The organism is Pedobacter humicola (genome assembly GCF_056490705.1).
The window spans coordinates 363,469-376,260 of record NZ_JBWJIG010000001.1 but is presented as its reverse complement, the minus strand read 5'-3'; the positions used below and the strand labels follow the sequence as shown (position 1 = coordinate 376,260).

The 12,792-nt window shown below is 37.8% G+C and carries 11 protein-coding genes; 4 read left to right on the top strand and 7 right to left on the bottom strand.

Going from position 1 to position 12,792, the window contains the following annotated elements; genetic code table 11:
• Position 1 precedes the first annotated feature (1 nt).
• Complete coding sequence (locus tag AC04Q1_RS01460; RefSeq protein ID WP_478361130.1) at positions 2–2,215, bottom strand: ATP-binding protein; 2,214 nt, start codon at positions 2,213–2,215, stop codon at positions 2–4.
• 146 nt (positions 2,216–2,361) lie between these two features.
• Between AC04Q1_RS01460 and AC04Q1_RS01455 the strand changes: the two genes are divergently transcribed.
• Positions 2,362–2,730 carry a response regulator transcription factor gene (locus tag AC04Q1_RS01455; RefSeq protein ID WP_478361129.1) on the top strand — a complete coding sequence of 123 codons (369 nt, stop codon included), beginning with the start codon at positions 2,362–2,364 and terminating at the stop codon, positions 2,728–2,730.
• 5 nt (positions 2,731–2,735) lie between these two features.
• On the opposite strand, the gene AC04Q1_RS01450 is transcribed toward AC04Q1_RS01455, so the two are convergent.
• Genes AC04Q1_RS01450 through AC04Q1_RS01440 form a run of 3 tightly spaced genes read right to left on the bottom strand, consistent with a single transcriptional unit; the run spans position 2,736 to position 4,103 of the window.
• On the bottom strand, positions 2,736–3,542 hold the full coding sequence (locus AC04Q1_RS01450; RefSeq protein ID WP_478361127.1) for a mechanosensitive ion channel family protein: 807 nt from the start codon (positions 3,540–3,542) through the stop codon (positions 2,736–2,738).
• A 22-nt stretch (positions 3,543–3,564) separates the two neighbouring features.
• Positions 3,565–3,720: a hypothetical protein gene (locus AC04Q1_RS01445; protein WP_478361125.1), complete on the bottom strand. Its 156-nt coding sequence runs from the start codon at positions 3,718–3,720 to the stop codon at positions 3,565–3,567.
• Between the two features lie 14 nt (positions 3,721–3,734).
• A complete protein-coding gene (locus tag AC04Q1_RS01440; protein ID WP_478361123.1) occupies positions 3,735–4,103 on the bottom strand; it encodes a SpoIIAA family protein in 369 nt (122 codons plus the stop codon).
• Between the two features lie 141 nt (positions 4,104–4,244).
• Here AC04Q1_RS01440 and AC04Q1_RS01435 point away from each other — a divergent pair, with 141 nt between their 5' ends.
• A complete protein-coding gene (locus AC04Q1_RS01435) occupies positions 4,245–5,363 on the top strand; it encodes an alpha/beta hydrolase (RefSeq protein WP_478361122.1) in 1,119 nt (372 codons plus the stop codon).
• Positions 5,364–5,470: 107 nt separating this feature from the next.
• Here the strand turns inward: AC04Q1_RS01435 and ku are convergent, their stop codons facing one another.
• On the bottom strand, positions 5,471–6,241 hold the full coding sequence (ku, locus tag AC04Q1_RS01430) for a non-homologous end joining protein Ku (RefSeq protein WP_478361120.1): 771 nt from the start codon (positions 6,239–6,241) through the stop codon (positions 5,471–5,473).
• A gap of 130 nt (positions 6,242–6,371) precedes the next feature.
• Between ku and AC04Q1_RS01425 the strand changes: the two genes are divergently transcribed.
• Positions 6,372–8,642 (top strand): glycosyltransferase family 4 protein, encoded by a 2,271-nt coding sequence (locus AC04Q1_RS01425; RefSeq protein WP_478361118.1) that lies wholly within the window; start codon positions 6,372–6,374, stop codon positions 8,640–8,642.
• A 227-nt stretch (positions 8,643–8,869) separates the two neighbouring features.
• On the opposite strand, the gene AC04Q1_RS01420 is transcribed toward AC04Q1_RS01425, so the two are convergent.
• A complete protein-coding gene (locus AC04Q1_RS01420) occupies positions 8,870–10,336 on the bottom strand; it encodes a glycoside hydrolase family 130 protein (RefSeq protein WP_478361117.1) in 1,467 nt (488 codons plus the stop codon).
• A gap of 154 nt (positions 10,337–10,490) precedes the next feature.
• On the opposite strand from AC04Q1_RS01420, the gene AC04Q1_RS01415 reads away from it, so the two are divergent.
• Positions 10,491–11,582: a sensor histidine kinase gene (locus tag AC04Q1_RS01415; RefSeq protein WP_478361115.1), complete on the top strand. Its 1,092-nt coding sequence runs from the start codon at positions 10,491–10,493 to the stop codon at positions 11,580–11,582.
• Here the strand turns inward: AC04Q1_RS01415 and AC04Q1_RS01410 are convergent.
• Positions 11,568–12,671, bottom strand: coding sequence for a metallophosphoesterase (locus AC04Q1_RS01410; RefSeq protein WP_478361114.1), 1,104 nt, complete (start codon positions 12,669–12,671; stop codon positions 11,568–11,570). The two genes, AC04Q1_RS01415 and AC04Q1_RS01410, sit on opposite strands and share 15 nt — an antisense overlap.
• Between the last annotated feature and the right edge of the window lie 121 nt (positions 12,672–12,792).

The following is a 12,792-nucleotide window of genomic DNA, read 5'->3' as shown; positions in this document are numbered from 1 at the left end:
TTTATCTGTTTTTAAAAGCTACATAAAAGGTAGAACCTGCATTTAGTTTACTTTCGAACCAAACTCTTCCGTTGTGTTTTTCTACGACTCTTTTTACAATAGCCAGTCCTACTCCTGTTCCCTCAATATCCTTAACATTATCCATGCGTTTAAAAAGTTCAAAGACCCTGTCGTAATACCTGTTATCAATTCCTATACCGTTATCTTTAACTGAATAAATAATCTCTCCTCCATCAATATATGCAGAAACCTCAATTTGGGGTTTATCTACCATTGCGGAGTACTTTACGGCATTACCGATCAGATTTGTAAACAGCTGTGCGATCATGGTTTTATCGCCTTTTAAATTAGGTAATTGGCCTAAAATCAGTTCGGAATTGTCTGCTTTAAAAGCCGTCCAAACTTCGTTCTTGATTTCTTCTAATAGCGATGGCATATCAACTGTTTCAAAATGAATATCAGAACGGCCCACTCTTGCAAGATTTAGAATCTCTTTAATCAGGAAGTTCATCTTATCTGCACCAGTTAAAATACGACCTAACATCTTTATCCCGTTTTCGTCGATGCTTTTATTTTTTAACAGCAATTCGGCATAGGTTTTTATAGAAGTTAAAGGCGTTCTCAGATCATGCGAAATGGTATAACTAAAAGTATCCAGTTCGTCGTAAGCAGCCTGTAGCTTTTCGTTTAGCTGTCGGATCTCATTCGCTTTTTTATTAATATCAGTAATGATAATCTCGCGGATACGCAAAACGGAAGCTACCTCCTCGGCCAGCCATTTTTCGGAAGTATTGTTCACCACCTGAGACCAGATCTCGAAAGATTTCCTTGGAGACAGACTTAATAATCCATTTTCTGATGGTGTTGCTGGCTTTTCCGGGTTTCCTGCCCAATTTACATTCGTGATGATTTCGGGCTTAAACCAGATGATCATCTCGCCAAGTTCTTTATTTAGGATACAGGAAAGAATACCTGATGCAATTGATTTATATTTTTTTGCCGGTAAATGAATCTCTGGTAAACGATGTGTATAGAAGATCGATTCATCATTTGTATTTTTTAACCAATCGGAAAGTTCCCGTATTTCATCATCAGCAGGAACATTGCCTATGGTTTTAAGTTCATTTTCAAAAATGATTGCAACGCCTGAAGCCTTGGCGACGTCCAAAATAGTTGTTTTGTGACCAGTTATGGCTTCAATTAAGTATTTATCGCGGCTTAAATGTTCTGAAAGTACATTGGCCGCGTCTTTGAACTGTTGGATCACTTCCGCATCTTCTTCGTCCTGGCGATACTCTAATGCTGAGGAAAGAATTTGTCCGATCAATTTCGAGCCTTCTCTGGCCTTATAATCTATAAATTTGGGACTATAGTTATGGCAGGCAATCAGTCCCCATAATTCGCCATGAGAAATGAGGGAAATACTAAAGCTGGATTGAACCCCCATATTTTTTAAATATTGGATATGGATGGGCGAAACAGCGCGTAAACCACCGTTAGTTAAATCGAGTGGTTCATTTTCTTTAAAAGTAATAATTGGCGAATCATCGGTATTGACGTCGGCAATTAACCTTGTAAGGTTCAGCTTATAGAGCTCCCGTGCCTGTTTGGGAATATCAGAGGCCGGGTAATGCAGACCAAAAAATGGTTCTAAATGATCTTCCTTTTCTTCAGCTACAACCTCCCCATGTCCGTCATCTAAAAATTTATAGATCATGATCCTATCGTAATTGATCAGTTTTTTGACTTCAAGGGCAGCGGCGCTCAGTAAGGCGGAAATGCTTTTGCCCTGGAGCATAGAGGAGGCCGAGCGACCTATCGAACCTTGGATATCGTACTGCAATGTTACTGGTTCAAATTCCAACAGCCAATCATTTTTAGCGGAGGAAATAATCAGGTAATATCGGTTGCCATTGATTTCGATCGGATGAGGACTAATGGCATCAAAGCTCTTTCGGATAATACCCAGTTTCAGCAGGTCTTCCACATTAAATTCAGGATCCTGCTGTTTTATAAAGTTATTTAAAACAGAGAGCTGTTTGTTCAATAAATTTTTTGCCGGTTCATTAAAAAAATCTCCTGTATTTTCACTCAGATAAGTAATTGAAAGATTGTTTTTATCAACAGCAATAAGAAAACCGTGTGATTGAATCTTACCAGGAATATGGATGGGTTCTTTATCGCAATTGGTTAAGTCTACAGAAAATTTAGTCATAATTTATTTTGATATTGCAAAAGTATCATATTAACGGATTAACAAATATTAAGCCTTTTTTTAGAATGGCTCTAATTTGATAAATTCGGTTTTTGGATTTATTTTTTATTATATATTTGTTTAAAATTTAAACGATCATCCCAAAATTGGCAAAGAAAAACATTTTGGTTATCGAAGATAACCATGCAATCCTAGATGTTATTACCCTTATTTTAGAAAGCGAAGCTTTCCATGTTGCCGGACTAAACAAAGGAGCAGATTTTATTAACCACGTTCAGGAATTTAAACCTGATGTGATTATTATGGATATTATGCTTCCTGATGTAGATGGCAGGACGCTTTTGAAAGAACTTAAAGATATTCAAAGTACCCGGCATATTCCCGTTTTAATGATCTCAGCGCGTTATAATGCCAATAATTATACATTGGATGGTGTGGAAGCAGACGATTTTATGGCAAAGCCGTTCAATATCGACGAGTTGATGGATAAAATCTATGCACTGTTAAGAAAGTAATTATTTTATTCGGACATTCCTGGTAATTTTATTCCTCCCAGTTTTAAGTTTTTCATCAATACTTCCAAAAAAGAGAGCTTAGTATCTGTAAAGCCATGTGCCTTTACCCAAATATTTAAAGAAACTTTAAAACCACTATCTTCTAAAGCAGATACCCCTACTCTTCTTTCTGGCGTTTTAAGGCAGTCTTTAAACTCATCAACTGTTTTGTTAAAAATAGTCACGATCTGTTCGTAATCGATGCCATAGCTAAATTTCATTTCAATATCCAGTCTCCTGCTTCCTTCTCTGCTGATGTTAATGATCACCTCGTTCGATAATTTTCCGTTCGGGATCACAACAGTTCTGTTGTCGAATGTTTTTACGATCGTATAAAATATCTGGATCGATGTTACCGTACCTTCCTGGCTCTGGGCAATAATATTGTCGCCTACAACGAATGGCCTGAGCAATAATATAAGTACACCGCTGGCAAAGTTTTGAAGTGTTCCTGACAGGGCTAAACCAGCCGCTACGCCTATGCCACCAATTAATACGGTTAAAAAAGTAAGTTGGATACCGATAATCTGCATAACAGTAAGTACCAGTAAAATTCTCAATGTAATGAGCATTAAACTGGTGAGGAATGGTCTTAGCGATGGGTTTACATCTTTACGGTGCATACTGCCCTGCATCCATTTGCCCAATAATTTAATTAACCATAGTCCTAAAATAAGTATGGAAATACCTAAAATTACAGATGGCCCTTTATCGATGATCCAATCATAGGCTTTATTATAAAAATGGTCGGTATTATTAGCATCGGCTTTCATAAAAACGGGTTCTTGTTAACGTTTAGGCTTTTTTACGTTTTGCGGGAGCATCTTTGGTTACATTTACTTTTTTGGCATCTTTGGCAGATGTTACTTTATCATCGGCTCCTTTAGCTTTTGTGTTTTTAGGTGCAGTAGCCTTGCTACTTTCTTCCGGTGTTTTAGAATTTTTCATCATTTATTGTTTTATGGTTAATCTTCTGTGTTTAGCCAGGCTGTAGCTTCTGCTATCTCTTCTGGTTTGAAACCTTTTGATTTCCCTGGTGTGGCTATCGTAAAAATATCAGTAAACCATTCTACCCCTTTCTCTGCGCTAACTACTGCAATCTTTTTCCATTTGGTAAAGTTTTGCAGACCGGCCTTGGCATCCTGTACCCAAGCCCCGGCGGTAAAATTCTTTACATCAGTTTCTAAAACAAGCAGGTATCTGATTTCTTTAAACCTTTTAGCCGTTCTTTTTAAACCTGTGAGCAATACGTTTTTAATATCATCAGCGGTTACTTCTCCGGTAGCCCTTACGCCAAAAATATGGTCTGGCAGTCCTGTTATTTCTGTTAGCATATCTAGTTTTTATATAGTGAACACCTAAATTCATAAAGATGTTTGTTATTTGGTTAAATTCTGAAAAGTTGTAAGGGCATAAAAACACTTCCTTAACTGATCGTGTTATAGATTAAATTAATAACAAAAAGAAATAACCCTATGAAAACCAACTTATTAAAATTATCTGCGCTTGTTTGTGGTGTAGCTGTTTCACTTGCTTCTTGTACGGGTGGAACAAAAACGACAACGACAACCGATTCGACAATAACCGACTCTACTGCTGCTGCAGGATTAAAACCAGCTGGTCCGGCGCCTGAGTGGGGTAAAACCATTAAGCCTGAAATGCAAGCGGTAATTGAGAAACTTGGCAGTTATGGGGATCAACCGATCGAAACCTTAAGCGCTACTGATGCGCGGAAAAACCACACGCCAACTGATGCCGTAATGGACCTGGCAAAACAGAATAATATTAACCTTCCTACACCAAAAGTAGATACTATGGGAAGGGATATCGATGTTAGCAGCGGAAAAATCCATTTACGGATTTACACACCAAAGGAAGGTAGCGGACCCTATCCATTAATTGTTTATTACCATGGAGGTGGTTTCGTTATTGCCAATTTAGATGTCTACAATGCATCAGCACAAGCCTTATCGGAGCAGGTTGGGGCCATTGTAGTTTCCGTAGCCTATCGTTTGGCGCCCGAAAATAAATTCCCAGCTGCACATAATGATGCTTTTGCTGCTTACGAATGGGCAATAAAAAATGCGGTAAGCTTAAAAGCCGATCCAGCTAAAATTGCAGTTGTTGGCGAAAGTGCCGGTGGAAATTTAGCCGCAAATGTTTCGATTATGGCAAGGGATAAACATATTATGAGCCCTGTACATGAAGTTTTAGTGTATCCAATTGCACAGGCGGATATGAACACAGCATCTTATAAAATGTATGAAAATGCAAAACCGCTAAATAAAGCCATGATGGGCTGGTTTACAGAAAAGTATTTGAACACCATGATTGAAGCCCAAGATCCAAAAATATCCCTGGTTAATGCGAATTTAAAAGGATTACCACCAACAACCATTATTACGGCTGAGATTGACCCTTTACATGATGATGGTATAATGCTGGCCGATAAGCTAAAAGCCGCTGGTGTAAAAGTTGACAGTAAAAATTATGAGGGTGTTACACACGAATTCTTTGGAATGGCCCTTGTAATCCCGGAAGCAAAAGCAGCACAGGCCTATGTTGCAGATCAATTGAAAGCTGCATTTAAATAAAAAGAACCGCATTGGAGTAGTTTTGACTCCAATGCGGTTCTTTTCTCACGTTTGGCGTAAAGCGTTTTATCTCTTACTCCCAACCCCAACTGAAAATTCCCAACTAATTAAGCTCCTTTTTTTGATCCCAAACTCTGCATCAATTGATCATATAAATCATCACTTGTGGCTTTTTGTGGTTTCATCTTTTTAACGGTGGCACGTTTTCCTTTTGCTTTTGCTTTGATAATTTTCAAGAGTTCTAAACTATAATCATCTTTAAAAGCACTCAAATCAAATTTAGAACTGTATTGTTTGATCAAGGCTAAACCCACATCCATTTCTTTTTTACTGATGGTAATGTCGTCTACCTTGTTAATTTCAGATAAACTCCTGATTTCCTGTTCGAACCTGATTTTGGTAACAACGATGACGTGTTGCATGGGATGGATAACACAAAGATTTTCAGTATTTCTCAATACAAATCTGGCTACACCTGCTTTGCCCGATTTTTCCAGCGCTTTTAACAATAAACCATAAGCTTTTTTACCTTGCTTTTCAGGTTCGGTATAATAAGATGTTTCGTAGTAAACCGGATTGATATCTTTGATGTCTACGAAGTTTTCCAGTTCGATAATCTTGGTTTTCTCGGGAGCGGCCTCTTCAAAATCATGCTTATCCAATACGATGTATTTATCCTTTAAAAAGTAACCTTTCACTATTTTCTCGTAAGGCACTTCTTTGTGGGTATTTTCATTGACCCGTAAAAATTTAATCTTGGCATGATCGCGTTCATCGAGCATATCCAGATCGAGATTACTGTTCTGGACACCCGAGAACAACTTAATCGGAATGTTTACCAATCCAAAACCAATCGAGCCTTTCCATATTGATCTCATAGCTTAATATTTACTTATTAACAAGCACTTAAAACAGATTGTTTTGGGTTTATTGAGCGTTAATTGAGGAAATCACAAACTATTTAGATAATATAATGTTATTTAAGTATCAACCCTATTTGAAATACATATGAAAATCGCCTATATTTCAACCTATCCTCCTCGCGAATGCGGTTTAGCTACATTTAATCAGAATTTGGTAAATGCTTTAAGTTTAAATCCTGCTTACGATCCGCAAAAAAGTTTTGTTGTTGCCATGAATGAGTCGGACGATGTTAGCGAACATGATTATCCGAAGGAAGTAAAGTTTATTATCCGCCAACAAAACCAGCAGGATTATATTGAAGCCGCAGATTTTATCAATAACAGCGATATCGACAGCTGTATTATCGAGCATGAGTTTGGTATTTATGGCGGAAACAGCGGCGTATTTTTACTGTCGTTAATTAATAGATTAAAGAAGCCATTTATTACGATTCTGCACACGGTTTTAAAAGAGCCAAATTTTATGCAGCAAACCATTATTAAAGAGATTGCCGTTAAATCTTCTAAAATCGTGGTAATGAGCAAAAAAGCAGTATTATTTTTAACGAGTATCTATCAGGTTCCTAAATCGTCTATCAAACTAATTGAACATGGTGTGCCGGATCTGGAACCTATTCCAAATAATGAAATTGCACAAAGCGAATTATTTAAAGGACGTAAAGTACTTTTTACCTTTGGGCTGATCAGCCGTAACAAAGGTTTAGAAACCGTAATTAATGCGTTACCCAAAATCGTAGCGCAGCATCCTGATGTGTTGTATGTGATTTTAGGAAATACCCATCCTGGTGTGGTAAAACACAATGGGGAAGAATATCGCGACAGTTTGAAAGCCTTAGCTAAAGATCTGGGTGTAGAAAATAACCTTGCTTTCGTCAATAAATTTGTATCAGAAGAACAGCTTCATCAATATTTAACGGCTTGTTACCTCTACATCACACCGTATTTAAATGAGGCACAAATCACAAGTGGAACACTATCCTATGCAATAGGTGCCGGGGCTGCTGTAGTTTCTACCCCATATTGGCATGCACAAGAGTTGTTGGCCGATAACAGAGGGAAACTTTTCGATTTCAAAAACGACGCTCAATTGGCAACAATTGTAAATGATCTTTTAGGTGATAAAGATAAATATCAAAAACTTAGGCAAAATGCTTACGAGTATGGTTTAAAGCTACGCTGGCCTGCTATTGGTGGCGTTTATCTTAAAGCATTGGATGAAGCTGTGGCGGATGGGAAAAAACCAGAAAGGGTTACCCCACCAATTATTGATGTGGAAGGCATGCCTGCACTAAATTTAAACCACATTTCATTATTGACCGATGATACAGGGATCATTCAGCATGCACGTTTTGGGGTTCCCAACCTAAAAGAAGGCTATTGTATTGACGACAATGCCAGGGCTTTAATTATGGCCTTAATGGCAACTGAGCAGGACAAAAACCCGGTAGCATTAAAGTTCATGCCTATTTATTTGAGTTTTATTCAATATATGCAAACGGATGACGGAAACTTTAGAAATTTCTTAAGCTTTAACCGCAATTATCTGGATGAGGTTGGCTCGGAAGATTCTTTTGGCCGGACCATCTGGTCGTTGGGTTACCTGGTTTGCAGCGCCCCAAATAATTCTTACCGTGAGTTTGGAAGAGAACTGTTTTCGCATTCAGTCCCTCATTTTAAAGCTTTAAAATATTTGCGCGGGAAAGCTAATACCATTATTGGATTATCTTATTATTTATGTGCGCATCCGGGAGATGAATTGATCATTAAAGAAATTAATGCACTTGCTGATTCATTGATAAATTCTTACAAAGAAAATAAAGATGGCGATTGGCACTGGTTCGAAGATATTCTCACTTACGATAATGCCATATTGCCACTGGCTTTGTTGCATCATTACGAAGTTACCGGAAATAGCAAGTCGTATAAAATTGCAATGGAAAGCATAACATTTCTAAACAGTTTCTCCTTCGAGAATGGCTATTTAAATCCTGTTGGCAATGCAGGATGGATGAAAAAACATGGTAAAAACCCCATTTATGATCAACAGGCACTTGAAACTATGGCCATGGTTTTGTTGTATGCCAAAGTATTCGAGATTACCAAAGATGATCAATACCTGAATTTAATGCACATTAGCTACGAATGGTTTTTGGGTAAAAACAGTTTGCATATTCCTTTGTACGATTTTGAAACTCATGGTTGTGCCGATGGGCTACAATATAATAGTGTAAACCGAAATCAGGGCGCCGAGAGTACATTGGCTTACTTTATTTCGCACCTCGCCATTCTTAAAGCTGCCGAAGCAGAATATGAAACCTTATCTTCCCCCTTAGTGGAAGCAGATAAATGTACTTAACTATAAAATGTCTCGTAAATATTAAAGGCTGGTTCAGAAATGAATCAGCCTTTTTTATGGTTTTAATTCGCGATTATCTATCAGATAAATTACTTCATGGCTAATTAAACATTCAGGCTTCTTTAGCCCTCTGGCATAGCTGCTGAAGCAAGTCTAGTATACGGATTTAAGAAACCATACGTCATCATGAACTTGTTTCAGGGACTACCAAATTTTAAGATCTGTTTCTAATTATTATCCAATAGTTTATTCAACAGCAATTCCAGATTTACCGTGGCAAAAGAAGAACTATAATCAGATAAGCCATAAGGAATAATTAATTCGCCATTGCTGATGATCGACCCGCATGAATATACCACGTTTGGCACATACCCCTCACGTTCATCATTGTTGGGTATAATCAACGGTTCCTTTAAGTGACCAATTTCTTTACTAGGGTCTTCAAGATCAAGCAAGCTCACTCCTATACAGTACTTGCGCATCGGCCCCACCCCGTGGGTAATCACAATCCAGCCCTTATCGGTTTCAATCGGCGATCCGCAATTTCCAATCTGCACCAATTCCCAATCGTACCGTGGTTGCTTTAAGAGGATCGGATTTTCCCAAACATTTACTTTATCAGAAAACATGAGGTAATTGTTCCAGCCATCTATCCTGCTCATCATCACGTATTTGCCTTTAATTTTCCGAGGGAATAAAGCCAGGTTTTTGTTCTGTGCGCCATCACCATACAATGGAATTACCTTAAACTCATAAAAATCATCGGTTTGCACCAATTTTGGAATAATCAGTGAGCCATCAAATGCGGTATAAGTAGCATAATATAATACTTTACCATCATCTTTTATAAATTTAACAAAACGGGCATCTTCAATCCCTTTACGTTCGAACTCCGAGATAGGAAAAATGACGCGGTCAGAAATATCAGTATCTTTAGAAAAGCTAATGGTATGATAGGTGTCTGATAACCATAACACTTTATCGTATTCGATTAAACGCGCCGGATTTTCTTTATGCAGGCTCTTGGAATCTTTAATGATATTACTTAAACTGGTATATTCAAATTTATCATCCAGTTTCGACTCTATTTCTTCCAGTACCGAAGGATCAATCTGCGCATAAGCTGCTTTTTTCAGAAACAGTTTTTTCACATAAATGGCATTTTTAACCACCTCCGCTTCATCAACATAATTCCCTACAGGTAAAACCTGGATGTTGTTGTTTTTATCGATCAAAGCACGGCGGAACACAATAGAAGAAATATGGCCTTCGCCCACAGCCCTGAAGCTAATGATGACGCGTTTCTCTCCTTCTACAAGATCGGTCTGATCAGGATCATCGACAATGCTTGGATTAAAAAAAGCGGCTGATTCGATAGAATACTCGTGAGTAAAATAAGCACCAATTAATAACCTGGTATATTCATCTACATCCTCAAGTTCGGTACCAAGCGTTATAAATTGTTTTTTAAGCTTTTTACAATGGCGGGTTAAAATTTTGGTAATGTTTCGGTGTCTTTTAGAATATTCCTGCAATATGGGTGAGATCAGCGAAAACACTTTTTCGTCAGAAAATTCTAAAACCTTCCTAATTACCTCTAATGCTCTTTCCTCTCCGTTAAAAAAAAAACGGGCAATCACTCTTTTCGTATCCGGGTTAACCTTAACAGGTTTACGTTCTATGTATAATCTCATTGTTTAAGCTGTTTTGCTGGTAATTTAACGCTTTATCTTCTATTTTATGCAATTATATATTAACGGAATTTACGACTTAATTGTTTATATTATTTAGAGTATTGATCATAATCTTTACCTTTAATTTTTCATCCTAAAATTAATCAATCCTTAAATGCAGATCGAAAAAGCAAAGCATATTATTGATACCGAAGATTCCCTGCGCGTAGCGAAGCTGGCCTACTATGAAATTTTGGATACGCCAAAAGAAAGCGCTTTTGATCTGATTGCAAAGTTGGCTGCAGAAATATTTGATGCGCCCCGTGCGGGCATTTGTTTTCAGGCGGAAGAGTATTTTTTTTTAAAAGCCAGGATTGGATCAACAGTTGATCTATTACAAAAGGATAAAGCCGCTCCATTTTTTGCATCAGCCGCAATCCAATCGCCCGAAGGTTATATATTAGGTTTGATTTACGCGGCAGACGATCAAGCTAAATCAGCTACCGAACAACAATTGAATATGTTAAAATTATTGGCTGATATGGTCACGGAGAAACTGGAAGCGAGAATAGCCATAAGAAGAACTTTTAGGGCTTATGACGACCGTTTACATGTATTGGTTCATGATCTTAAAAATCCCATGACGACCATTTCGTTACAATCGGAACTTTTAGGCCGTATTCCTGGAGTTGATGAAAAAGTATCGTTAATTGCTGGCAAGATTAACGGGCAATCGAAAAGAATGATTGATCACTTAAATGATATTTTGAGCAACGCCAGAAAAGAGAGCCACTCCTTTAAACCTAAAAAAACTATAGTTGATTTAAATGAATTGATTAGAGCAGCAATACTTGATTTAGGTTTTAAGCTTAAGGATAAAAATCAATCAGTACTGATCGATATCGACCATCCAGTTGAAATCTTTGGTGATGGGGATAAACTAAAGGTTGTTTTTAGTCAACTGATTGATAATGCCATCAAATTTTCTCCAAAGGAGAAGGAAATTAAAATAACGCATCAAAGGGCCGATAACGAAATCACTATTGCCATACAGGATGATGGTGTAGGTTTAACTGAAGAAGATCTGGACAGGATTTTCTTGAAATTTGCCCCCCTAAGTGCTATAGCTACGGCAGCTGAAAATACTTATGGTTTAGGGTTGATAACCGCTAATGCATTAATCGATATCCACAAAGGGAAATTATGGGCTGAAAGTAATGGTAAAAATGAAGGCACAACGTTTTATATTATGCTACCCATTAAATAAGTTTTGATCAGCCAAATCGCTTAGTTTCATTTCTTCGAGCAGAATTCTTTCGGGGATGTTATTTTTGTGGTACGACCATTTCACCAATCGGATAAAGCCATTTTCAATCTCGATCCCGGTAATATCGCCATCACTAAAACAACAGCAGCCACTATTGAAATAGTCTGGTTTATACTTCCCAAGGCGCGGTGCTTTATCTCCTTCCTTTATTCTTTTGTGAAGTTCCCCGTTTAAAAACGTCAGGTCTTCAGTATTCTTTTCCTTTTTTGCTTTATCTAATTTCACATAAATCCTTTCGAGGTGTGTTAAAGACGCAAAAACAGGCTGGTGCGTATGTCCGGTAATCAAAGCCATATTGGGTTGCTCCGCAATCCAGCTGTACATCATAGTGTTGTGTGCGGTTTTCAACTGATTATCGTATGCGGGCGTATTTGGATTAATCTGAAGATAAGCTTGTAAAGGCGCCCAGATGGTACTCACAAACCATTTACTAAACCAGTTTCCGTCACTTTGCAAATCGCCTTGATGTCCGTGGGTGAGGAAAATATCAAATGGTCTTTCGCCAATAGACATTCTAAGTATCGCACCTTCATAAATTCGGATTTTCTTGCCGTAAATTCTATTGAGGTTAAAGCCAGCTAATGGATCATTGTCCCAATACAGATCATGATTACCAAATATTTTGATGAAACGGTCTTTTGTGATAAAGTTTTTTTCTGCTTCGAAGGTAGCTTTATTGTGTTTAATCACCGATTCCATCAAGTTCTCCCAAAGTTCTTCGCTATCACCTAAGTTGATATAATGGAAATCGTGTTGATGGTAATGTTCGAGCGCTTTGAGATAGTTCCTTTCTGCCAGAGAAAAATCGTCGGCATAATCACGCGCGCCTTTGTGCTGATCGGATAAAATGATAAACTTATCGCTGTTGGAAATTTCGAAAATAGGTCCCCGTTTTCCTGGCTCCTTGTTAATGGTTTTATATAAGGTACTTAAGGCATCATGAATGCGTTTACGGTCTGGCCTCGAACCGAATTTATTCGACATGCGGATGATCCAGGCACCAAGTAAACGTTGTAAGAGTTTTCGCATGTAAAAAAATGGGCTTCGTCTGTGGTATTGTTTCTCAAAATAACAAAAAATATAGTCAATCGTTTTATTTCTCAGCATAAACTGTCATTCTGAATAAAGTACGGAATCTTCAACCTATGAA

Bases quoted from the DNA above. Each gene is read 5' to 3' on its own strand.
- AC04Q1_RS01460 (WP_478361130.1), bottom strand. From the start codon at position 2,215: ATGACTAAATTTTCTGTAGACTTAACCAATTGCGATAAAGAACCCATC.
- AC04Q1_RS01450 (WP_478361127.1), bottom strand. From the start codon at position 3,542: ATGAAAGCCGATGCTAATAATACCGACCATTTTTATAATAAAGCCTAT.
- AC04Q1_RS01445 (WP_478361125.1), bottom strand. From the start codon at position 3,720: ATGATGAAAAATTCTAAAACACCGGAAGAAAGTAGCAAGGCTACTGCA.
- AC04Q1_RS01440 (WP_478361123.1), bottom strand. From the start codon at position 4,103: ATGCTAACAGAAATAACAGGACTGCCAGACCATATTTTTGGCGTAAGG.
- AC04Q1_RS01435 (WP_478361122.1), top strand. From the start codon at position 4,245: ATGAAAACCAACTTATTAAAATTATCTGCGCTTGTTTGTGGTGTAGCT.
- ku (WP_478361120.1), bottom strand. From the start codon at position 6,241: ATGAGATCAATATGGAAAGGCTCGATTGGTTTTGGATTGGTAAACATT.
- AC04Q1_RS01425 (WP_478361118.1), top strand. From the start codon at position 6,372: ATGAAAATCGCCTATATTTCAACCTATCCTCCTCGCGAATGCGGTTTA.
- AC04Q1_RS01420 (WP_478361117.1), bottom strand. From the start codon at position 10,336: ATGAGATTATACATAGAACGTAAACCTGTTAAGGTTAACCCGGATACG.
- AC04Q1_RS01415 (WP_478361115.1), top strand. From the start codon at position 10,491: ATGCAGATCGAAAAAGCAAAGCATATTATTGATACCGAAGATTCCCTG.
- AC04Q1_RS01410 (WP_478361114.1), bottom strand. From the start codon at position 12,671: ATGCGAAAACTCTTACAACGTTTACTTGGTGCCTGGATCATCCGCATG.